The sequence below is a fragment of the Patescibacteria group bacterium genome (genome assembly GCA_041674405.1).
Classification (GTDB): Bacteria; Patescibacteriota; UBA1384; order XYA2-FULL-43-10; family XYA2-FULL-43-10; genus JBAYVT01.
Map to the genome: position 1 here is coordinate 13,014 of JBAYVT010000001.1, position 23,158 is coordinate 36,171.

The following is a 23,158-nucleotide window of genomic DNA, read 5'->3' on the forward strand; positions in this document are numbered from 1 at the left end:
ATATAGAATCAGGCTAACTATTTCGATGTATAGGAAATTCCCTTCGACTTCGCTCAGGGCGAGACTATTTGGAAGTATAGCTGATTCCGGATTTCGCGGCGATTACGGCTTGTGCAGCGGCAAGTCTGGCGATTGGGACGCGATATGGTGAGCAGGAAACATAATTCATCTTTACTTTGTGGCAGAAGTGAATTGTGGTAGGATCTCCGCCGTGCTCTCCACAGATGCCGACTTTCAGATTCTTCTTTGATGATCGGCCTTTCTCGATCCCAATCTCAACCATTTTGCCGACACCGTCTTGGTCGAGAGTTTGGAATGGATCAGCGTCAAAGATGCCAATTTCCTTGTAAACTTTGATGAATTTGCCGGCGTCGTCGCGGGAGAAGCCCATTGTCATTTGGGTTAAGTCGTTGGTTCCGAAGGAGAAGAATTCAGCTTTCTCAGCGATCTCGTCTGCAGTTACAGCGGCTCGTGGAACTTCGATCATTGTGCCAACCTTATAGTCGATCTTGGTTTTGTATTCGGACATGACTCGGGTAGCAGTTTCATCAACAACTTTCTTCTGGTTCTCAAACTCCTTGACATTGCCTACAAGCGGGATCATGATTTCCGGAACGATCTTAAATCCATCTTTCGCAAGTTCGCAAGCGGCAGAGATGATAGCTTCAGCCTGCATCTCGGTGATTTCCGGATATGTAATTCCGAGGCGGCAACCGCGGTGGCCAAGCATCGGATTGAATTCGTGCAAATCTTCAGAAACCTGTTTGATCTTGGATTCAGAAATACCGATTTTTTTCGAAAGAGCTTTGACATCCTCGTTTGTCTTTGGCAAAAACTCATGCAAAGGCGGGTCCAAAAGACGGATGGTTACCGGAAAACCCTTCATTTCGCGGAAGAGGCCAAGGAAATCTTCTTTCTGGAAAGGTAAGAGCTTTTTCAAGGCTTTTCTTCTTTCGTCTTCGGTATCGGCAAGAATCATCTGTTGCATGAATGGAAGGCGCTTCTCGTCGAAAAACATGTGTTCGGTGCGGCAGAGGCCGATGCCTTCGGCGCCAAATTCTCGAGCGGTCTTGGCATCAGTCGGCGTGTCTGCATTGGTGCGAACTCCGAGGACGCGGGTTTTGTCAGCCCAGCCCATGAGAGTCTTGAATTCGGCTTTGATCTCCGGCTCGATTGTTTTGACCTCGCCAAGGATGACTTGGCCGGTAGAGCCGTTTAGGGCGATCCATTCCCCTGCTTTGACTGTATATGAACCAACAGTAAATTTCTTCGCTTTTTCATCAATCTTTATATCACCGCAGCCGGCAACGCATGTTTTGCCCATTCCGCGGGCAACAACTGCGGCGTGGCTGGTCATACCGCCGCGGCAGGTCAAGATTCCCTGTGCTGCGTACATGCCGTGGATATCATCCGGTGAGGTCTCAGCGCGGACCAGGACGACCTTTTCGTTGTCGCCAAGTTCGGCAGCGGTATCTGCGTCGAAAACGACCTTACCGACAGCGGCACCGGGAGAGGCCGGAAGTCCCATTGCGATAACCTCAAGCGTAGCTTTCGGATCGATGACAGGGTGCAAAAGCTGGTCGATAGTTTCCGGTTCTAGCCGCATTACAGCTTCGTCTTCTCCGATCATTTTCTCTTTGACCAAATCAACAGCGATCTTGACAGCAGCTTGGGCAGTTCTTTTGCCGGTTCTGGTCTGTAACATGTAGAGCTTGTTTCTTTCGATGGTAAACTCAAAATCCTGAACATCTTTATAATGTTTTTCAAGTTTGTCTGTGATTGCCTTGAGCTCTGTAAATGCTTTTGGCATCTCCTTCTTGAGATCGGCTATCGGGTGCGGCGTGCGTACGCCGGCTACAACATCTTCGCCCTGTGCATTGGTAAGGAATTCACCGTAGAACTCCTTATCACCAGTGGAAGGATTTCTAGTGAATCCGACGCCGGTGGCGCAGTCATCACCCATGTTGCCGAAGACCATTGCCTGGACATTTACGGCTGTTCCCAAATTGTGAGGAATGTTATTCAAGTTTCTGTAAGTATTGGCTCGGTCATTGCCCCAGCTCTCGAATACCGCTTTGTAGGCCATTTCAAGTTGTTTAGCCGGATCCTCTGGAAATTCTTTGCCGGTCTCTTTCTTGACCAATTTTTTATATCCGTCGATCACATCTAGAAGATCGTCGGCGGTGAGGTCGGTATCAAGTTTAGCACCGGCTTTGTCTTTGACAAGATCTAGAACATGTTCAAATTTGTCTTTGTCGATAGCAAGTACGACATTTCCGAACATCTGGATAAATCTTCGGTAGGCGTCGTGAGCAAATCGGGAATTCCCGGTAAGCTCGGCCATGCCTTTGACAGTTTCATCGTTCAAGCCAAGGTTTAGGATCGTATCCATCATACCCGGCATCGAGAACTTGGCGCCGGAACGGACGGAGAGAAGGAGCGGATTTTTGGCGTCGCCGAATTTTTTTCCGGTTGACTTTTCAACTTTTGCAAGCATTGGTGCAAGCTCGGAGTCAAAGTCCTTCGGCAGTTTCTTGCCGTTGTTGTAATAGTAATTGCACATTTCGGTCGTGATAGTAAAACCTGATGGGACCGGAACGCCTAAATTCGACATTTCGGCAAGGTTTGCGCCTTTACCGCCCAAGAGAGCTTTCATTTCCGCTTTGCCTTCGGCTTTTCCGTCACCGAAATAATAGATGTACTTCGTACTCATAGTAGATTCCTATTTAATAATGACGAAATTATATTAGCAAAAAATTATTTTAAGATCAAATATCCTTTATTTATAACATTCCCAAATATTTGAGATATCTGATCAAATGATAGACAAATCCGGTAAAATATGTTAAAAAAGATTGCGCACATCATCCAGCACCCAACAGGAGAAAACCATGATCCCGATGTACCTGAAGGATATTCCGATCGGTCCACATGTGGGTAAGGTGGTTGAAGAGTTCGATTCCGACACAGAGACACGCTACAGCATCCTGTCGGGCGTGTTCAACAACCAGGGATATATCCTCTCCCGCGAGGATGTAGAGGAAGAGTTCGGCAAGAACTCGTGCCTCCTTGACTTCATTTCACACGTTCATCTGCGCGAGCAGATGGCTGGATTAACCTTGTGGCTCAAGACTTTCGTCGCAGAAGTGAGAGGCGAAGGCGCTGCTCGTGTCATGTTTCCCGAATTTGAAGAGCACAACGCACGAATACACTTGTTGCGAAGCGAGTGGATTCGCCACGAGGCCATTCGGGAGGCTACCAACGACGCGCTGAAAGCCCTGGCGGAATGCATGCGATGGTTCAACATTCAGATGGTGGCGGGATGGATCCAGCGCACCCTGACGGATGTGCTGGAACAGATGGAAATCTGCATGGATTTCGATGCATTCGAAGTGCCGCGGCAGTGTTCGTTGCTCGACGATCTGGCGTATCGTATGGGCAGAAGCGAGATGCGGTCGTCATGCGCCCGCGCCTACAACAGCCTGGCTGTCGCCTGTGAGTCGAGCCCGATCTTCAAAGACGTGGTGCTTCTTCCTCCCGAAAAGATTGTTCGTCTCGGACAGTGGCGCATGGGGCTGATCCAAGATCCGGGTCTTGTCCCAGAAGAGAAGCCCGAGGAGGACGAGGACGATTACGCCCTGAACGAATCCGGCATATTCGTGCCGAAGAAGAAGTGATAGGAGGTGGAGAGCCGTGAGCGGACCTGTGTGGCCCGCTCTTGGCGTTTTAAAACTAATTAATTATAACCCCGCCGATGAAGTTCTGTGAGAATACGACTTCATCCTTATATTCAATATATTCGTTGTCTGCAAAGTCTTCGATATTTCCAGTAAGTGCGCTAAAGTATTCAAAATTGCCATCATGAAAATGCTGGGGCCCACGGAAAGGTGATTCCGGATCCATCGCAAGAAGAGCCGTTTTTAAAAATTCGATCGTCTTTTTCGTGAGTTCTTTGTCGCCGTGGTGATCAAAAGCCATGCCACCGGCGTATGCCATTGCCCAAACAGGCTTGCCTTCGAAATAAACGATCTCCTGCCCAGGGGCGAAATAGTGTCCTGTATATGAATCGTGAAACAGCCAATCCCCTTCTTTGTATTCAATCTCGTCAAAACCTTGGCGCTGCGGTGAGACTTCATTGCCATCACCAGCGTAGCCGTTTTTATTGGCTTCGTATAAAAATTTTTTTAATTCATCTAAATTAATCATGGCTGTTATTTGATCATTTATGTCGTCAAAAACTGAACGATCGTCGAAATTTCGACGATCAATTTATTTTTTATTTTTTTCCCAAATAGATCTAAACCATGGCAAAGTTAGCGTCGAGAGCATAAATCCTACCGTCGGTACTATTGCATTTAGAAATGGCTGGTCAATTTTTATTGCTAAAAGATAAAGCGAAATTGCCAAGTAGGTAAAAACTGCGATAAGGATTCGCCTAGCCCAACTTGTTTCCCAGGCTTTATCGAGCTCTACACTTAAATTGCGAGATTTGATCTTCACAATCTCGTCTTCAAGTTTTTGAACACGTTCATCTTTCATTAGTTTCAATCTACATTATTTCTAGACTGATATCAATTCGATTGCCATTTTATTAGGGATATGAGGAGCTAGTTGCGAGGCGCCCCTCCTACCCCTAAAACCCCACCACCCGCACGCTAAAATTTGAATGATTTTCTGGCCGAAGCTCTTCGGGTATTTCAGTACCCGCTTTCAGCCCTAGAAATCCTACTATTTGAAAAATAGCCGTGTTTAATCTGTGGGCTGTACGTCGGTGTGGTTGAGGGCTCTTGTATGGCCGAAGCAGACTATTATTATTTATTAATTTATCTATAATTAAAATATGAAAAAGTATTTATTGAGTTTTGTGTTTGCACTAATCGTTATTTTTCCGATCAAGGCGTTGGCTCGGGACAATGTTGACTATTGGTATATCAAGAATTTTGATAGCAATATTACTATCAACAAGGATTCATCTTTAAGTATTGATGAAAAAATCACTGCTGATTGCGGAGATTGCGTGGGGAAACATGGAATATTTAGAATGTTGCCTACTGTTTATTCGCCTGAATTAAATAAGACAAACAATCTGCATATCGAGCTTATTAGCATTACTAATTTTCAAGGACAACCATACAAATATCAAACCACTAATGATTACCGAGATCACACCATTACTTGGAAAATTGGTGATCCTAACACAACGGTATCTGGAATTAACGAATACGAGATTAAATATAAAGTATTGAATGGGATCAGAAGTGGAAATTCCGATTTTGACGAATTCTATTGGAATCTCAACGGTAATTTTTGGGATCTACAGACTGATAAATTTACCGCTTATATTAAATTTCCTGATGGTGCGAATAAGGGCAATACTACGACCAATTTATATAGTGGCAAATATGGCATGAGCACAAATAACACTGCTTCGATGTCATGGATCGATAATCAGAATTTAATGGTCGAAAGTCCAAATGATAGGATACTGGTCGAAAAGGAAGGAATTACTCTGTCAGCAACATTTCCGAAAAACATCATTGTGCCCTACAAGCCAACGTTTCTTGACCTTTACGGTGTGTATTTATATCTGCTAATTCCTCTTTTGGTGCTAATGTTATGCATATTATTTTGGTCGAAATTTGGCAAGGACCCGAAGATTAATCCAACAGTAGTTCCGGAATTTGAAATACCGGAAAAAATGTCGCCAATGTCACTCGGGATGGTTGAAGCAGATGGCCAATTAAAAAGCCAATTCATCTCAGCTACGATTATTAATTTAGCGGTAAAAGGTGCTCTAAAGATAGAAGAGATTCCCAAAAAAGGAATATTTGGCCATGTGGATTATAAAATGATTAAGCTCGAAAAACCGAAAGATGCACTCACGGACGATGAAGCCGAACTTCTATCCGACATATTTAATAGCGAAGATACAAAACTTCTTTCGGACATGAAAAATAAATTTTATGTAAATATTCCCGGCCTTACTTCAAGGGTTCAAGATAATTTGGTCGCAAAAAAATATCTATGGAAGAGTAGCCGCGCAATGCAGGGCGCTTTTATCAGTATCGCGGCAGTACTTACTGGTTTGGGTATTGGTTTTGGATATTTGGGATGGATGGTAATAATCTCTGGAATATTATCAGGAATAATATTATTTATTTTTTCATTCTTGATGCGAAGGCGAACAATCGAGGGGGCAAAATTCAATCTTCGTGTAAAAGGGCTTCGAATGTATATGGAGACAGCCGAAAAATATCGAGCGAAGTTTAATGAGAAAGAAAATATCTTCGAAAAATTTTTACCCTACGCCATCATGTTTGGCATAACTACGCTCTGGATTGAGAAAATGAAGGCGATTTATGGAGAGAAATATATTACCAGCTACATGCCGATTTGGTATGCAGGATCTATCAGCCATTTTGATCCCGATACTTTCAACCAGACTATTTCGAACATGTCATCAAATATGGCATCAACTATTAATTCTTCACCTTCGAGCTCCGGCTCGGGCGGCGGCGGTTTTTCTGGTGGCGGAGGCGGAGGCGGCGGAGGCGGAGGTTGGTAGGCCAAATACTTCGCCTAAATCCTAATTTCTAATTACTAATTTCTAAACATAATCGGAAATTGTTCATTCAATCATATACAAAAAATGCCCCTTGGGCATTTTTTGTATATTTAGCGTTGATTATGCGGCAAATAATTTGGTTCCTTCTTTGACCTTTTTGCTAACCTTCATTCCAACTTCGTCGCCTTTTTTTACCTCAGCTACATCCTCGTGGTCTTTCTGCATCGATTCCACTTTTTGGGTAAAGTCGGCACCATGGCCCATAAAATGAACTTCATCGCCATCTTTACAGCTTACCGAAAACTTTATCACCGCCACCCCGATGTGGTCAAAATAGTGCGTTACTTCTCCGATCTCCTTTTCATCATTCGCCATATGACTCCTTAGGTTAGAGACTAAGAATACATAAATATTATAGCATTGTTGTCAAACAAATCACTGTGCAAGTGAATATATCAATTATATTTTATTGCAGAGTTGACTACTATACAGAAATGTGTTAGAACTGATCAGTGATTGTTATCTACACGGAGGGGGTTTTGCTTCGATGGCTGAGACGTACTTGTTTCGTGGCCGTCCGCATTGCCGGATTTCTGGTCTGGGTGTAGCGCACCTTAAGGCAAATGCCGGCAATACACTGGCGTACGTAAGGCTGGGCATCGTCCTCGAAGACGGACTGACGCAGGAGGGCGTCAGTGCTACAGGGCGGTACTACGACGGTGAAGGGAAAACAAGGGAACGCGGTCATGCAGACAATGCTAGCGTCATTACAGTTCTCGCGATGCTAAATGACACCTGCAGGAATCTCAGCCGCGAAGCGAATGTCAAACATGCCCATTTCAACTTCGACGGTAAGGAAGTTGAGGTCGGCATTGAGTTCCATGCGCGCAGAAATGTCGGTCAGGCATTTTTGTCCAGCGTAGCGGATCTCTTCGAGGAGTCGTTTGCTGCCGTCAGTGCGGCGGTAGCCTAGACGTGTGTGGGGGGAGAATCAGGCGAGTGCTTTCGGGCGCTCGTCTGTTGGTTTTAAGATATTATTTTGTAAACTAAAATTATGATCTCTTGCAAGGAGATTATAGAAATATATAAAAAAATGATTTCGGATGCGCCAGTGCCTGTCGGGGCAAGACGCATATTCAGCTCTCCTGGTCGAGCTCGAGGTTCTCGACCAGGGCCTGGAAGAGCATATCTCCAGGTGTCTGGGGACCCACATCTTTGCTGGTTTCGTAGAAGAAGCTATTGCCATCTTCCAGGGAAAGCTCCAGGTCAAGAACTCGTCGAAATTCCCCGTCACCATCGAGGTCAAGAATCTCGTACAAAGTGGTGATGAGGTCGGAGAGCTCTGATATATCGCAGAGCCGCTCCGGCATGACGAAACGCGAAGCCTGGAGTTGTGCCCGAATCTTGCTGACGAGCGACCGATTACACCATGGCGACTCCTTAATGAACTCGTCAATGGCCATGTTGATCTTCACAGAGAGCGGTCTCTCTGGGATCATACCTCAACACCTCCCTCATTTCAGGCTAGTACGACAAAAGTAGTATATAACAAAATATCAATTAATAGTACAGGTGATTATTTTATCCTCTCCACTAGAACTTTGAGAGCGATTTTTGGCAGGGCCATTTGGCGTTTTATGCGTTTTGGGCTACGAATTAAGCGATAAAGCCACTCGATGCCAATTTTACTCATCCAGCGCGGTGCCCTTTTTTGAACACCGGCGATAAAATCAAACGTACCGCCCACGCCAACACCAACTTTGCATCCGGTTTTAGCTAAATTTTTTGCAAGCCATTTTTCTTGCCTTGGAGAGACAAATCCGACTAAAAGTATATCAGCAGAAGACTTTTTGACCACTTCAATTATTTTTTTCTCGTCAGCGATGGAATCTGTGCTTGAATACACTCCAGCAACCTTCAGATCATTGATATCTGTTTGCAGCTTAAGAGAGGCTTTCTCAACGACATTTGGATCAAGCCCCTTAGAATATCCTAGAAGGAATATTCGGTAATTGTTTTGCGCTGATATTTTGGCAATGTCCCAGATAAAATCTGATCCTGCAATTGTACCCGGGATAAAATTTCTATAAATAGCGATACTGATTGGAAAAAATAAGTACGCCAAAAACCACTGAAAAAATACGTAAATTTGTTTTATGACAGGGGTTTTTGGCCGCCATGCATTTACCAATCCGTAGTTTAATATAATACCCGCTCCATCAACTGAATTAATTTTAGTTTTTGTATTTAGAACTTGCTTAAAATCCGGATCATGAAGCGCATTCCATACAAATTCCAAATTCACAGTTGCAATAATGCTTGTTTGTTTGGAATTTTCGACAAGAGATACAAATTTTTCCCTAGCCTCGTCTTGGCTCAAGGGATCAAGTTTAATGCCAAATAAATTAATTTTCATATTTTTTCCATCATTTTTTGATGTTTTTCATATTCTGCAAAAATTGTTTTCTCAAAATCAGAAGCAAATTTCTCTGTAGAAAAATTTTTAGCTTGTTCCTGGCATGCGTCCGGTGAAATTTTTTCATAAATCAATTCAAGCCTATTTATGGCATCATTCAACGAATCTGCTGTTGGTTCATCGAAAAATACCCCTGTTTTACCATCAATCACAGATTCGGTTACCCCGCCTCTTCTATACGCTACGACGGGCCTCCCGGCAGCCATTGATTCAACAGGGGTAAGCCCAAAGTCTTCTTCACCCGGAAAAACAAAAGCTTTGGCCCTGGCATAGAGTTGTGCAATTGTCTGGTCGCTTTGCCAACCAAGAAGAGAAATGTTATTTTTTGCCGTTGATTTTAGCCTGTCGAAATCAGAACCTTCGCCAACGATAAATAATTTTTTGCCGTTTTTGTTGAAAGCCTCAATTGCCAAATCGATCTTTTTATATGGCGAAAGCCTTGATACTATCAGATAAAAATTTTCAGGCTTCTTGCCGGTGGGCTGTATATTTTTAATGTTTGCCGGAGAGTAGACGACATTTGCGCTGGCGCGATAGTACTTCCGGATTCTTAATTCCACAGTCTTAGAAATCGCAATCCAGCTATCTACCCTTTCTGCAGCGCTTTTATCCCAAACTCGAATTTTACTAAGCATGTTTCTGATTATAATCCCGACCAAACCAAAGCCTATACTATTTTCGGCAAGATACTCATGGTGCCAGTCCCACACATACCGCATTGGAGAATAACAATAGGATATGTGCAAGGTGTTTGGCCGAGTAATAACGCCATGAGCAAATGAATTTGAACTTGAAATTACAATGTCATAATCCGATAAATCAAAATCTTCGATTGCTTGAGGAAATTTTGTAAGAAGAAGTTTTTGTCTGTTCCGGATAAATTTTGGTAGTTTTTGAAGCCGGGATGTAATTATTTTGAAGCCCTTACCGGAAAATATTCGCTTGGTTCCCTTTTCATCATAAAGTAGCGTATAAATCGGTGCATTTGGAAAAACTTTGTGCATTTCGAGGAGGACTCTCTCAGCACCACCGATTTTGATTAAATAATCATGCACGATTGCAATTTTGATGTCGTTTTTATTTGCCATTGTATGTTAGATTAATTATTTTTAATGTTTCTTGTGCGGTTCTTTCCCAGCTAAATTCTTTTAATCTCTCGGAACCCTTTTGGACCAACTTTTGCCCAAGTTTTTTATCACTGATCAGCTTGTAAATAGCATCAGCAATTTCGTTTTGTTTATGCGGGTTGAAAAAGACTGCTGCATCACCTGCTGCTTCAGGAATCGAAGATGCATTTGAACATGCAATTGGCGTTTGTGCCGCAAATGATTCAAGTATGGGAATACCAAAACCTTCATATAAAGAAGGATAAACAAATACATCAGCGTTTATATATAATCCGGGCAAATCTTTCTCTTGAATAAAACCAGGAATGATAACATCTTTTGAAAGATTGCCTAGTGCACGAATTTCGCGGTCAATTTCCCCAAAACGAAATCCTCTTTTTCCTGCAATTACCAATTTGTGCGTAATTTCCGGGTGATCTTTTCTCAAAATTCCATAGGCGGCAACAAGATTTCTAGTATTTTTGCGTTCCTCCAGCCTGCCTACGGACAAAATATAGCTTTGTTTGGTTGGCCTATAATTAGAACTTTGTTTAAATTGATTTTTATCGTATCCGAGGTGGATGACCCCCATAATTTGATTATATTTTGGGTAGAAATGCTTAAAATCATTCATAGTCTGTTGGCTGATAAATATAATTGCATTGGCTTTTGCTGCTGCCCTGCCAAGAGATAATTTTTGTAAAAAACGATCTTTTTGAGAATATGCTTTAGGAAAAAATTTTGATCCGAAGTCGTGAATGACGGGAATCATTTTCACTCCATTTACAAGTGGTAACATGTATCCTGGAGAAATAAAAACGTCTGGGTTGGTAGCTTGTATCAGCCGCGGCAATTTTAAATTATGCCAAAAACGTGCTTGAGAAGAAATTATAAACTTGGCATTTTTAAATTTTTGCGGAAATTGAATCGGGGCATCACTATATAAAATGTAATTATTCTTTTTGTCCAAAATAAGTAAATGATAGATAAGCTCAAAAGCGAAGTTTTCAACTCCTGTTTTTTTCTCTTTCGCTGCTTGTGATGCATCAATTCCGATCAGCATTGCACTCCTCAGATGAAATTACCTCACAGAATGATCACACAGAAAGGCACAGAACAAACTGACAACTATGATGCATTTCTGTGTAAATCTGTGAAAAAATTCTGTGATGTTATTGTTCTTTTGCCCATAAAATGGATTTTTTGTACGATTCCAGATTGTCCAGGGCGATTCCGGCGCCTTTTACACAACATAACTCCGGATCCTCGGCTGTTTCGCATGGAACGCCCGTAACCCGCGTCATGAGTGTGTCTAAATCGCGCAGCTTTGCACCGCCGCCTGTCAGTATAATTCCTTTATCCATAACATCCGAGGCTAGTTCGGGGGGGGTTTTCTGAAGAACCTCTTTTACAGCATTTATTATTTCCAAAAGAGGAGACTTCACAGCCTTAACCATATCTTCCGAAGAAATCATTATGCTTTCCGGTAAACCCGTTACGGCATTTGATCCCGAAATTTCCGTTTTTTGTTCCCTCTTTACCGGCATAGCGGAGCCAATTTTCTTTTTTATTTCTTCTGCTGTCTGGTCGCCGATAATCAGATTGAATTTTTTACGAATGTAATTCGCAATAGCGGAATCAATTTTCATTCCACCAACTCTCGCAGAGGATGAGGCTACGATATCTCCAAGTGCGATTACCGCAACTTCTGATGTCCCACCGCCAATGTCTATAATCATATTGCCTGAGGCGGTGGCTATCGGAATTCCTGCGCCAAGCGCGGCGGCGATAGGTTGCTTGATAATATAAGCGTGTTTTGCTCCTGCAGAAATACAAGCATCAACAACGGCACGCTTTTCAGTAGAAGTGACCCCTGCCGGGACAGTAATCATGACCTCTGGCTTTGAAAATCGAATCCTACCGAGAATTCTATCTAGAAAATTTTTTAGCATTGATTCGGTAACTTTGTAATTTGCAATCACACCATCCTTCAATGGATATGCTGCAATAATACTCTCTGGTGTCCGCCCCAACATTTCTTTTGCGTTCTGCCCTATCGCCATAATTTTATTGTCTGATGCTTGCAAAGCAACAACAGAAGGCTCGTTTATTACAACGCCTTTTTTGGGCAAATAGACGAGAACGTTCGTGGTCCCCAGATCGATTGCGACTTTTTTCGACATTATTTCCTTACAATATTAGTCCCAAGCGAATGAAGTTTCTCGTCGATTTTTTCATATCCACGGTCAATTAGTTCAATGTTGTTTATGGTGGTGGTTCCATTAGCGATCAAGGCAGCTGCTACAAGCGCTGCTCCGCCACGAATGTCATTGCTTTCGATTTCGCACCCCACAAGTGGCTCTGGCCCATAAACATAGACGATGTGCGGGCTTTCAACAGCAATGTTTGCGCCCATTTTTTTAAGCTCGCTAATGTATGCAAATCTGCTTTCGAAAAGAGTTTCAAATATCCTGGTTGGCCCGTCTGACTGGGTGGAGAGAGCGGCATAAACTGATTGTAAATCTGTTGGAAAGCCTGGATATGTCCGCGGGTCAATATCGATGGATTCTAGTTCACCGCGTTTTTGGGTGATAATATTATATTTCCCATCTTTGTTTTTGATGCTGAAATTAGCACCCATGTCAGCAAGCTTTTTAAGCACAATTGCCATATGGTCCGGTATGACATCGTAGATTTCTATACAAGAATTTGTGGCAACTGCCATGCAGAGAAAAGTTCCTGCCTCAATACGGTCTGGTATAACCCGATGCGTTACCCCATGAAGTTCACTCACACCTTCAATCGTAAGTTTGTGGGTGTCTTTTCCCTGGATTTTTGCGCCCATTGAATTTAGAAAATCAATCAAATCGCCTATCTCTGGCTCAGCATTGGCAACGGAAATGGTCGTGGTTCCACTGGCCATCACAGCAGTCATAATGGCGTTTTCTGTTGCTGTTACCGAAAGTTCGGGCAATATAATATCGGCCGCCTTTGGTTTTCCGGTCAAAGAATATGAATCGTCATGCTCTTCAACGCTTATTTCGAATTGTTTCATGACGTTTAAATGGCTATCGATAGGCCGTGCCCCTATCAGGCATCCGCCGGGTTGGGCAAATGTAACTTTGCCAAATTTTCCGACCATTGGCCCGGCCATTACTATTGATCCCCTCAGTTTCTTGGTTAAATTTCTATCCAAGTTTGTGCTGTTTATTGGCCGAGGGTCTATGGTAACAGAATTTCCATCGACATCAATTTTGGCACCGATCGATCTGATAATGTCCTCAAGGGTACGAATATCAGCGATATTAGGAACATTGTGAATAGTTGAAGGAGAATCCGCCATGATTGCTGCGGGAATTATTTTGAGGGCGGCATTTTTAGCCCCGGAAACTTTGACCATTCCCGATAAATCGGCGCTTCCTTCAATTACAAATTTTGCCATATTTTTTCCTTGATAAATTCAGTTACATTCTATTCTAAATAGCTACTAAATTCAAGATGAGTATCATTTGTGGCGCAGAGATTAATGACAGCACAATTTACAACTTATAGCCATATTCCAGCTATTGTGCTATATTTTTTTCATGACTAATAAAAGAGTTAAGCGGTTACCAAAAATTATTCTAGGGCAACTGGCCGTAATACTTGTAATTGTGATAATTGCGTCTGGGCTTATTTTTTATGCCCAAGGATATAAGATCAACTTGAAAAATTTTAAGGTTATTCGCACAGGAATGATACTGCTGGTTACAGACCCGACTCCGGATCATATTGTTATTAATGGCATAGAAGAAAATAACACGAGCGAGTACTCTAAAACTTTCACATCTGGTTATTATGATATCACCATATCAAAAGATAAATACCAGAATTGGCACAGATCTGTTTTTATTGATCCTGGAAAACTTGTAACGTTTAAAGAGATAAAACTATTTCTAAAAGATCCAGAAGTCTCTGAGCTGACTGATCAGTCAAAAATTAATTTTTTGAATACTCCAAATAGCTATTTGGCCGAAAATTCCACAAACGACCTTACATTTAATCGGTACGAAATTTGGGTTAATGGATCACTGCTAACGCGATTTTCATCTCAAATAAATTCACCAATGTGGTATCCTGACGACGATCATATCGTATATCAAATTGGTAACGAGATTCACGTTATTGATAAATCTGGATATAACGACACAAAGCTCGTTACTCTGAGCACCAACAATCCTACTCGATTTACAATCGGCAATAAGGGAAGAGAGCTATATTTTCTAGATGGTGAAAGTTATAAGATAGCCGATATCCGATAACCTATCTCGCATAAGGCAGAGTCTGGCTGTCAGTTTTGTTTTTGTTGATGTTGTTCAGGGCTGGGTCGGGATTCGTTTGCGATGCAACAATAACAAGGCGATTTATGCTAGTTCCGACTGGTGTGCATGTGACAAGTGTAAGAATTGAGTCTTTTCCCTGATTCAAAACAGACAGATCGTCAGGTTTCGTAATGAAAATTTTCGAAACGGTATAAGTGAAAAGCCTGCTTTGATATTTGATAAAAATTTTATCACCGACAACAACCCTATTTAATGTTGCAAAAATACTTTTATATTTTCCCGGAGCCCAAAGATAGTTCGAACTATGTCCCGTAATAAATATGTTTCCAATTTCTCCCGGGTCGGCAGTTCCTGCCAAATGTATTGTGCCGTTTTCGAGAGCTTTTGATGTGGTATCAGGGCTGTTAACCACGTCCCAAGTGATTGGAGCATTAATTCCAATTCTTTGCACATAAATTGTGTTGTCTGAAATCGATATTGTTCCGGAGCGCGAGCCCGATGCATTATTGTCGTTGGTAGTTGTGCCACTACTTGTAACGCCGGGGTTTTCTGAAGTTCCTTGTGAAATGTCGCTTTTATACCAATAATTAATTTTTGTAAGTACCGCTGGACCATTGATTAAAAGAAAAACACCAGCAGCCAAAAAAATCGTGAGAATTATATATAAAGCATATAAAGAACGGCGAGGATTTTTATTTTTTTTCCCCGCAAAAATGTTTTCAAGATCCTGTTCGGTAAATGATTTCATATATGATGTTTATATTTGATGGTGCCGCAGCCCGGACTCGAACCGGGATGGATTTCTCCACACGATTTTGAGTCGTGCGTGTCTACCAATTCCACCACAGCGGCGCAGTTAATTATCACTCGTTAATTCTAGCAAAAAATCGGTTTAAACTCAATTGTAAATTATTGTATAATGGTTCGGGAGGGATTTTTTAATGTTTGAAAATAATCTATTTAAACGTTCCAAAAACAACGGCTTTAAAAAGTCTCCGCTTGTGTTGATTGTTTTAGATGGTTGGGGAATCGCCCCGTCTTGGGGAGGAAATGCAATAACATTATCATCTACTCCGGTGTTTGATGGTCTCTTGCGTGAATATCCATCCACCGCCCTACAAGCTTCTGGCCTAGCTGTTGGCCTTCCGGACGGCGCGCCTGGCAACTCTGAAGCTGGACATTTAAATATCGGGGCTGGAAGAATTGTACACCAAGATATCTCACTTATCGATTCAGCGATAGAAAACGGAGATTTTTTTAAAAACGATATTCTCCGTGAAACATATGAACATGCAGAAAAAAACGAGAGCAACATTCACATTATGGGGCTCTTGTCTGATGTTGGCACGCATAGCCACATACGGCATCTGGATGCATTGCTTAAGTATTTTAAAGATAAAAATTTTAATCGGATATACATTCATCTTTTTTCTGATGGCAGAGATTCTGATCCGATGTATGGAATTGAGCTAATTGGCAAGGTTAACAAAATAATTGAAGGCGCTGGTATTGGCAGGATCGAATCTATCATGGGCCGTTTTTATGCAATGGACCGCGATAACCGCTGGGGGCGCACAGCCCGTGCTTATAATTGTTTTGTCCGATCTGAGGCAGAATCGGTAGAAAACGCTAACGAAGTTTTTTCCAGATCATATGCTGCTGGCACAACCGATGAATTTATTGAGCCAAGAATAATTAATAATAAAAATTTTCATTTCGTTCCCATCCGGGATAATGATTCAATAATAATTTTTAATTTTAGATATGACAGGGTCAACCAACTAATTGATTGTTTCGTTAAAGATTCGATTGATCGCTTTCCCGACCATAGAAAGCTCCAAAACCTTTTTGTTTCTTCCTTTGCGAACAGCTCTGATATGACAAAATTTAAAACGATTATACAAGCTCCTAAAATAGAAAATCCGATTGCCAAAGTTTTATCAGAAAACGGCTTGAAGCAATTACATATTGCTGAAACAGAGAAATTTCCTCATGTAACCTATTTTTTTAATGGTGGCATTGATGAGGCAAACAAGAATGAAGACCGGTTAAGAATTCCCTCGCCCAAGGTTCGAACATACGACCTTAAGCCTGAAATGAGTGCCGATAAGGTTTTAAAGTCTGTACTCTCTGCGCTGAATAAAAATATTTATGATTTTTATGTTGTAAATTTTGCCAATCCTGACATGGTGGGCCATACCGGAAATTTAAAGGCTACCATGCACGCTGTTTCGTTCGTCGACCAGTGCCTTGGACAGATAATACTTAGTATCCAGAGTAAAAACGGAACCGCGGTAATATGCGCTGACCATGGTAACGCCGAACAAATGGTTAATCCGCAAACCGGTGATCCGGATACGGAACACACGACCAATCCTGTTCCGTTTATTGTGGTAAGTGATAATTTGAAAGATAAAATTTCACTCAACTCAAACGGCTCGTTATCAAATATTGCCCCGAGTATTTTGGATCTTTTGAATATAGATGTTCCAAATGAAATGAAAACCAAAGAAAGTTTAATCATAAAACGGGAGATGATTTAGTTGGAAAAGATTACTTCGAAAAAAGTTTGTTTGATAATACTGGACGGCTGGGGTTTCTCGCTAAATCGCGCTGGAAATGCAATTTTTTTAGCTGGCCCAAGGAACTTCGATAATTTATGGCAATCATATGGCCATGCAGTTCTATCGACTCATAGCAATTTACAGAAAAATAACGATGATAGTATTAATTCTCAAATTTGTTATACACAAATCTCGGCTGGTCGATTTGTTAAAAGCGAATCTCAAATCATTGCTGATGAATTTACGAGCGGAAATTTTTTAGAAAATGAGGTTTTAAACAACACATTTTTAAATGCAATTTCCCATGACTCAAACGTTCATTTTGTTTGTCCAATAGATGAAAGTGAATATTCCCTGGAATATATATATGGCCTTCTAAAAATGGCATCATCGTATCAGGAGGTTTCTGTATATATCCACTTGGTAATTTCAAAGGATAACTCATACCAGGAACTTTACCAAGTCCTGGACAAGATAAAAGATTCTACCTCAAAGACCAGTAATTGCATCATTGCATCAATATTCGGAAGTGATTATTCAGCGTATGACATAACGGAATATTCAAAAATTCTTTCGGCCTACAATGCAATCATTTGGGGCGAAGGAAAACAATATTTTGAGATATCGCAAGTCCTAAAGTCCAACGAGGAAAAAAATGTCAGACCCCACCAAATTGAGCCATCCATTATCGTAAACGATGGTAAAGCCGTAGGAATTTCATCAGATTTCGATAACTTTATATTTAGTTCAGTAACAGGTGAACCAGTCAAAATGCTTTTTATATCTCTGGCTAATGGTATAAAAAGCGTAAAATCACGCCGAAAATTTAATCTTAAGCTTATTCCGTTTGCTGATTATTTACACACTAAAAGTGTAAGTTGTGATCATGTATTCAAAAGTGTGGCAATATCGCCAAACTTATCGGAGATTATTAGTAAGTCTGGGATTGGTCAATTTCACGTTGGGGAAAGCATAAATGAAGATGAAGTAAGTTTTTATTTTAATGGCAGGATATCAAATAATTTTCCTGAAGAAAAAATTATGATTGTCACGTCTTCTGAAAACTCTGCAAAGAACCATGGTTTGTCTTCGTCTTATATTGCCAAAGTAACGATTGACCAAATGATGAAGAACAAAGAGTGTTTTATTGTCGCCGGCTTTGCAAATGTTGATTATTTTGCTCATACTAAAGATGTGAGATCTACCGCCTTGGCAGTAGCCGCGCTTGATGATTGTTTAAAATTAATTTATGACGCATCGATAAGAACAAACACAACTCTGGTGATTACGGGAAGTCACGGAAACGCGGAAAATATGGCAAGAAGTGCCAATTTAGATACGTTCTCGAAAAGTCCTGTTCCTTTCATTGTCGTTTCACCGGAAACGAGAAAAAACACAACCTCTCAATTCAGACAGGTAAATTTTTCAAGCATGATTTCTTTGAAACATTCAATTTGTGATATTGCCCCAACAATTTTAAACATCATGGATATTAAAATTCCATCAGAGTTTTCCGGGAGAAGTCTTATAAATTATTTAGAATAGAGGCACAATGCAAACCACAATCGAAGTATCGGCTCGCCACATTCATCTTACTGCGGAAGATTTTGAAAAATTATTTGGAAAATCTGAAATGTCGATACGAAATAATTTAAGCCAAAAGGGTGAATTTGCCTCAAATGAAACCCTTGAGGTTGTTGGTCCCAAAAGCAGAATTGTTAAGGTTCGGGTTCTTGGCCCGTTTAGGGAAAAATCACAATTGGAAATATCCAGGACTGATAGCGTATCCTTGGGAATAGATGCTCCCTATTTAGAATCTGGCGATGGAAACGGAGCTAGAATTAGAATTATAGGATCTAAAGGTGAAATTATCGATAATATAGCTATTGTTGCCATGCGCCATATTCACTTATCTCCCCTAAATGCACAAAAAGCCGGAGTATCCGACGGGGACTTTGTTTCGGTGAAAATATCTGGCGAAAGACAGACAACATTGGGTAAAATTATTGTGCGAATTGAGGATAATTTTTTGAACCACGTCCATCTTGACACGGATGATGCCAATGCTTGCGGAATTGTTTCTGGCTTTCAAACCGAGATTATTAAATAAAAACTGGAGCATAAATGATTGCTGTCTTTAATCCGGGATCATCATCATTAAAATATAAGGTTTTTGACCCCGATTCTAATTTTAGTGAAACTTTGAGTGGGTCGGTCAATAATATCGGTGACGATGACTTTGCTGATCATGCTGTGGCAGCAAAGTATTTGGCAAAAGAAATAAAAAATCATAAGGTTCATTTAAATGTTATTGCATATCGAATTGTGCATGGAGGCGGTTTGCTAGAAAATGGCGTCCAAGCTACGGAAAAAAATATCAAAATCCTTGAGAGTTTTTCTTCGCTTGCACCACTTCATAATCCGCCGGCAATTCTGACAATTAAATCGTGCGAGCCACTATTTGGCCACGCAAAACATCTGATGTTTTTCGATACTGATTTCTTTGCTGAGTTGCCAGATGAAGAAGCTACCTATCCCCTACCTTTAAATATATCTTCAGATCTTAAAATCAGGCGTTTTGGATTTCATGGCATATCACATAAATATGCAATGAAAAAATCTGACCCACAAACCAAATCGAATATCATTACAATTCATCTTGGGGCGGGGTGCTCGATTGCTGCAATTAAAAGAGGAAAACCAATCGCAACTTCGCTAGGTTTTACTCCAGACGAAGGATTAATGATGCAAACACGCTCTGGTGATATTGATCCGGGAATAATTTTCTTTCTTATCGAAAAATATGGCATGGATCGTACCCGTGAAATAATTGAAAAAGAATCCGGACTTAGGGGCGTTAGTGGGACCGATGGCAACATGTTGAATGTTTTATATGCTGCTGGTTTGAAAATTGAAGATCCGGCATTTAAGCCAAAAATGATTAGAACCGAGAAAGGCATTAAGAACGCAAAATTTGCACTTGAGCTATATGTGAGAAGAATCCAAAAGTATGTAACGTATTACACATTTTTGCTCGGGAGTGTTGATAAGCTTATTTTCACCGGCATGATTGGCGCGGGATCATCTGTGATTAGAAATATGATTGTTGAAAACTTTGATCGCCTACCAATTCATGAATATGAAGTTATAAAACCCAACGAAGAACTTGCTATTGCCCTGGAGGCTTGTAAGAAAGAGTATTAATCGAATAAAATAAGAGTACATGTCGGAAACAAACAAAAAATTAGTAACAGGCAATGAAGCAGCTGTTCTCGGGGCAATCGCGGGAGGTGCTGAAATAATGTTTGGCTACCCAATAACGCCGGCAACGGAAATTTTACAAAACTGGGCAGCTAAATCTCTTGATAATTCATCTTTATCATATTTGCAAACTGAGGATGAGACCGCGGCCGGATTTTGTGTCAATGGGGCACTTCTGGCTGGAGTAAAGGCTTTTACTGCATCTGCCGGGCCCGGGCATATTCTCTTACAGGATCCGATCTCAATGGCAGAAATGGAGCGATTGCCTTTTGTTGGGATTATGATGCAGCGCGGCGGCCCGTCGACAGGGACTGTTAATTTTTCACAGCAGGAAGTAAATTTGGCTTCGTTTGGCGGAAACGGCGATGGCTTGCGTGTGGTTTATTCGGCTTCGAGCGTACATGAAATGTACACTTTGACAACAAAAGCATTTTCAACCGCATGGAAATTTCGCTTTCCAACTTTTGTGCTCGGTGATGGATATCTCGGCAAAACTGAAATGTTAATAGAGCTTCCCAAGCTTTTAAAGCCAGTGCCAGCTTATAAAATTTTAAAAGAAAATGCAGCTGCTCCCACTTATCTTCGAAACTGCTACTCCGATGAGGAATCCTTCGGTTCTGTCCTGGACGAAAACATTAAGGATTGGAAGAAATCAAAACATGCAATTGCTGAATCCGAATCTTATAAACTTTCCGGAATAAACGAATTAATCATTGCCCACGGAATTGTAGCCGAAGCTTGCAAAGATGCGATCGATAAAATGCTCACTCGTAACAAAAAAATCGGTTTGTGGAGGCCAATAACGCTAAATCCGATCGATTCCGCCTCATTAATTGCAGCAGCTAAAAAAGTCAGAAAAATTCACATTTTTGAATCAGCACTTAATCAATTTGCCCGAATTATCAAATACGAATTGGCTGGCCTAAAATTGGATATTATTGAGCACGGCAAACCCGCACGTGGATTTACTCCTGAGGAAATTATCGAGGAGATTATGCAATGAATGAAATTATGCCAAAATGCTGGAATTGCAATACTAAACCGCACTTATTTTGTCCTGGTTGTGGGCATGGCATTACGTTAAAACACCTCGGATACGCAATCGACGAGATGGAAATTGCCAATAATGTTACTTTGGGCATAGATATAGGATGCTCACTTCTCTCCTGGAATTTCTTCAATTTTGATACTATTCAGACTCATCACGGCAGAACAAACCCGACAATGGTCGGATACAAAATGGCAAACCCAAAGCGAGTTGCCATTGCTTACATGGGTGATGGCGGTGGTTATGCGATAGGTTTACAATCCTTACTGCATGCAGCTTTTCGAAACGATCCAATTACTGTTATTTTGGTTAATAACGAAAACTATGCTATGACCGGCGGCCAAGTTGCGCCAACTACTGAAACTGGAATAGTAACAGCGACCACGCCAAAGGGTAAACCTGTATCATTTGGTCCCGGCTTTCATGGTCCCGAACTAGTCCGCTGTATCGCGAATGATAAAGCATTTGTCGCCCGTGTTTCTGTTTCCCAGCCGGAAATTATTAAGTTGACACTTAAAAAAGCGATTGAAAATCAAATTAAAAACAAATTATTTTCTTTTGTTGAGGTTCTTTCCATCTGTCCGACAAACTGGAAAACCAATGCAAAGGAATCGTTTAATCGACTTTTGGATATGGAAAAATACTACCATGTCGAAGAAATCAAACCGAATGAATAATAATTCGATAAAAATTATCCTCGCAGGTGAAGGTGGCCAAGGGGTTCAAACAATTGCTAAGGCATTGTTTAATGCTGCAATTTCTGCTAAATACAATGTTTCATACATTCCCTCTTTTGGTGTCGAACAGCGCGGTACGCCATCTGTGGCTTATATTACGCTGTCTCACGGCCAAATACGTTATCCCCGTTTCGAATTTGCTGATGTGGCGCTTGTCATGGGAGAACGAGCAATGGATCGTGTAGCAGGGGTTATCAATCCGAATACGAAGCTGATTTTCGATACCTCAAACATGGACACAAAAAATTTAAAAAAGCCTTGGGTTAAACGGCTTGGCGTTCCGGCTACCAGATATGCTTTAGAAAAATTTTCACCGAAATCATATAACGTATTAATGTATGGTGCTTTGTGCAAAGAGCTTGGTTTTGACCCAAAGATATCGTGGGATTCCATACATAGCATTTTGAAAGATAAATTTAAAACCAAGGAAATTGCAGAAATGAATCACGATGCGTTTTCTTTCGGTTATGAAATTGTCTTTGAACACAAGAATTTTTCCAAGCCAATCTATGAGACCAAAAAGACAGATAATATTTTTAGAAATGCCGAAAAGATCGCCACGATCTCGCCCGAAAGATGCAAGGGTTGTGGAATCTGCATAGAAAAATGTCCAGTTAAGGCATTATCTTTTGGTGAAGATTTGGGTGTGTTCTCCACTCCGGTTCCAGATATTAACCTTGAAAAATGTATCGCTTGTGGCAATTGTCGACGCTACTGTCCCGACGGGGCGATTAAAGTTGATAAAAAATAAATTTAAAATAAAAAATCTGCCTGAATCAAGGGCGGTTTTTTATTTTGGTGGACCCGATCAGACATTAGAACCCGTTTCACTCTTTCGAAACCCTCGGTTCCGAATAACCTCCTATACGGGCAACTCTTGTTTCCCGACCCCTTCCGGAGCTCAAGCCTTCTCTTTGGGGAGAACAAATTAAAATAGAGTCGCAAGGACTCATTTTATTCTGGTGGACCCGATCAGGCTTGAACTGACGACCTCCTCGATGCCATCGAGGCGCTCTAGCCAACTGAGCTACGGGCCCAAAATTAACTAATAACTTAAAACTCAAAAGTTAAAACTGAAC

The 23,158-nt window shown here is 41.3% G+C and carries 22 protein-coding genes and 2 tRNA genes; 11 read left to right on the forward strand and 13 right to left on the reverse strand.

Translation table 11 applies throughout. The features are described from left to right. Positions 1-64: 64 nt before the first annotated feature. Positions 65-2,713, reverse strand: a complete 2,649-nt coding sequence (ppdK, locus tag WC080_00090) for a pyruvate, phosphate dikinase (protein ID MFA7243689.1) — start codon at positions 2,711-2,713, stop codon at positions 65-67. Positions 2,714-2,891: 178 nt separating this feature from the next. On the opposite strand from ppdK, the gene WC080_00095 reads away from it, so the two are divergent. Continuing rightward, the gene (locus WC080_00095; protein MFA7243690.1) at positions 2,892-3,677 is read left to right on the forward strand and encodes a hypothetical protein; all 786 of its coding nucleotides are present in this window, start codon (positions 2,892-2,894) and stop codon (positions 3,675-3,677) included. A 55-nt stretch (positions 3,678-3,732) separates the two neighbouring features. On the opposite strand, the gene WC080_00100 is transcribed toward WC080_00095, so the two are convergent. Both WC080_00100 and WC080_00105 read right to left on the reverse strand, forming a co-directional pair. After that, positions 3,733-4,206: a DUF5680 domain-containing protein gene (locus WC080_00100; GenBank protein ID MFA7243691.1), complete on the reverse strand. Its 474-nt coding sequence runs from the start codon at positions 4,204-4,206 to the stop codon at positions 3,733-3,735. 63 nt (positions 4,207-4,269) lie between these two features. Continuing rightward, entirely contained in the window at positions 4,270-4,539 is a 270-nt protein-coding gene (locus WC080_00105) for a hypothetical protein (protein ID MFA7243692.1), read from the reverse strand. Positions 4,540-4,840: 301 nt separating this feature from the next. On the opposite strand from WC080_00105, the gene WC080_00110 reads away from it, so the two are divergent. Further along, positions 4,841-6,565 (forward strand): DUF2207 domain-containing protein, encoded by a 1,725-nt coding sequence (locus WC080_00110; GenBank protein ID MFA7243693.1) that lies wholly within the window; start codon positions 4,841-4,843, stop codon positions 6,563-6,565. Between the two features lie 120 nt (positions 6,566-6,685). Here the strand turns inward: WC080_00110 and WC080_00115 are convergent, their stop codons facing one another. After that, positions 6,686-6,940, reverse strand: coding sequence for a hypothetical protein (locus WC080_00115; protein MFA7243694.1), 255 nt, complete (start codon positions 6,938-6,940; stop codon positions 6,686-6,688). A gap of 172 nt (positions 6,941-7,112) precedes the next feature. On the opposite strand from WC080_00115, the gene WC080_00120 reads away from it, so the two are divergent. Then, positions 7,113-7,538, forward strand: a complete 426-nt coding sequence (locus tag WC080_00120) for a hypothetical protein (GenBank protein ID MFA7243695.1) — start codon at positions 7,113-7,115, stop codon at positions 7,536-7,538. Between the two features lie 163 nt (positions 7,539-7,701). On the opposite strand, the gene WC080_00125 is transcribed toward WC080_00120, so the two are convergent. The 6 genes from WC080_00125 to murA all read right to left on the reverse strand — a co-directional run bounded on the left by WC080_00125 (position 7,702) and on the right by murA (position 13,589). Next, on the reverse strand, positions 7,702-8,064 hold the full coding sequence (locus WC080_00125) for a hypothetical protein (GenBank protein MFA7243696.1): 363 nt from the start codon (positions 8,062-8,064) through the stop codon (positions 7,702-7,704). A gap of 77 nt (positions 8,065-8,141) precedes the next feature. Then, complete coding sequence (locus WC080_00130; protein MFA7243697.1) at positions 8,142-8,981, reverse strand: WecB/TagA/CpsF family glycosyltransferase; 840 nt, start codon at positions 8,979-8,981, stop codon at positions 8,142-8,144. After that, positions 8,978-10,129 carry a glycosyltransferase gene (locus WC080_00135; protein MFA7243698.1) on the reverse strand — a complete coding sequence of 384 codons (1,152 nt, stop codon included), beginning with the start codon at positions 10,127-10,129 and terminating at the stop codon, positions 8,978-8,980. The genes WC080_00130 and WC080_00135 overlap by 4 nt, the downstream gene beginning before the upstream one ends. Continuing rightward, entirely contained in the window at positions 10,119-11,210 is a 1,092-nt protein-coding gene (locus WC080_00140; GenBank protein MFA7243699.1) for a glycosyltransferase family 1 protein, read from the reverse strand. The genes WC080_00135 and WC080_00140 overlap by 11 nt, the downstream gene beginning before the upstream one ends. A 109-nt stretch (positions 11,211-11,319) precedes the next feature. Next, positions 11,320-12,330 (reverse strand): rod shape-determining protein, encoded by a 1,011-nt coding sequence (locus WC080_00145; protein MFA7243700.1) that lies wholly within the window; start codon positions 12,328-12,330, stop codon positions 11,320-11,322. Further along, complete coding sequence (gene murA / locus WC080_00150) at positions 12,330-13,589, reverse strand: UDP-N-acetylglucosamine 1-carboxyvinyltransferase (protein ID MFA7243701.1); 1,260 nt, start codon at positions 13,587-13,589, stop codon at positions 12,330-12,332. Before murA ends, WC080_00145 begins: the two co-directional genes overlap by 1 nt. A gap of 142 nt (positions 13,590-13,731) precedes the next feature. On the opposite strand from murA, the gene WC080_00155 reads away from it, so the two are divergent. Further along, positions 13,732-14,448, forward strand: a complete 717-nt coding sequence (locus WC080_00155) for a hypothetical protein (GenBank protein ID MFA7243702.1) — start codon at positions 13,732-13,734, stop codon at positions 14,446-14,448. A gap of 1 nt (position 14,449) precedes the next feature. Here the strand turns inward: WC080_00155 and WC080_00160 are convergent, their stop codons facing one another. Both WC080_00160 and WC080_00165 read right to left on the reverse strand, forming a co-directional pair. Next, positions 14,450-15,217 carry a sortase gene (locus WC080_00160; GenBank protein MFA7243703.1) on the reverse strand — a complete coding sequence of 256 codons (768 nt, stop codon included), beginning with the start codon at positions 15,215-15,217 and terminating at the stop codon, positions 14,450-14,452. Between the two features lie 19 nt (positions 15,218-15,236). Next, positions 15,237-15,321 (reverse strand) — tRNA-Leu (locus WC080_00165). Between the two features lie 89 nt (positions 15,322-15,410). On the opposite strand from WC080_00165, the gene gpmI reads away from it, so the two are divergent. Genes gpmI through WC080_00200 form a run of 7 tightly spaced genes read left to right on the forward strand, consistent with a single transcriptional unit; the run spans position 15,411 to position 22,830 of the window. Next, positions 15,411-17,012: a 2,3-bisphosphoglycerate-independent phosphoglycerate mutase gene (gene gpmI / locus WC080_00170; protein MFA7243704.1), complete on the forward strand. Its 1,602-nt coding sequence runs from the start codon at positions 15,411-15,413 to the stop codon at positions 17,010-17,012. Beyond that, positions 17,013-18,578: a hypothetical protein gene (locus WC080_00175; protein ID MFA7243705.1), complete on the forward strand. Its 1,566-nt coding sequence runs from the start codon at positions 17,013-17,015 to the stop codon at positions 18,576-18,578. It abuts the gene before it with no gap. 7 nt (positions 18,579-18,585) lie between these two features. After that, a complete protein-coding gene (locus tag WC080_00180) occupies positions 18,586-19,143 on the forward strand; it encodes a PduL/EutD family phosphate acyltransferase (protein ID MFA7243706.1) in 558 nt (185 codons plus the stop codon). Between the two features lie 14 nt (positions 19,144-19,157). Continuing rightward, on the forward strand, positions 19,158-20,237 hold the full coding sequence (locus tag WC080_00185) for a hypothetical protein (GenBank protein MFA7243707.1): 1,080 nt from the start codon (positions 19,158-19,160) through the stop codon (positions 20,235-20,237). A 19-nt stretch (positions 20,238-20,256) separates the two neighbouring features. Beyond that, complete coding sequence (locus WC080_00190; GenBank protein MFA7243708.1) at positions 20,257-21,297, forward strand: ferredoxin oxidoreductase; 1,041 nt, start codon at positions 20,257-20,259, stop codon at positions 21,295-21,297. Continuing rightward, complete coding sequence (locus tag WC080_00195) at positions 21,294-22,019, forward strand: thiamine pyrophosphate-dependent enzyme (protein MFA7243709.1); 726 nt, start codon at positions 21,294-21,296, stop codon at positions 22,017-22,019. The genes WC080_00190 and WC080_00195 overlap by 4 nt, the downstream gene beginning before the upstream one ends. Continuing rightward, positions 21,991-22,830, forward strand: coding sequence for a 2-oxoacid:acceptor oxidoreductase family protein (locus WC080_00200; protein MFA7243710.1), 840 nt, complete (start codon positions 21,991-21,993; stop codon positions 22,828-22,830). The genes WC080_00195 and WC080_00200 overlap by 29 nt, the downstream gene beginning before the upstream one ends. Before the next feature lie 209 nt (positions 22,831-23,039). Here the strand turns inward: WC080_00200 and WC080_00205 are convergent. Continuing rightward, positions 23,040-23,116: transfer RNA gene (locus WC080_00205), tRNA-Ala, on the reverse strand. Between the last annotated feature and the right edge of the window lie 42 nt (positions 23,117-23,158).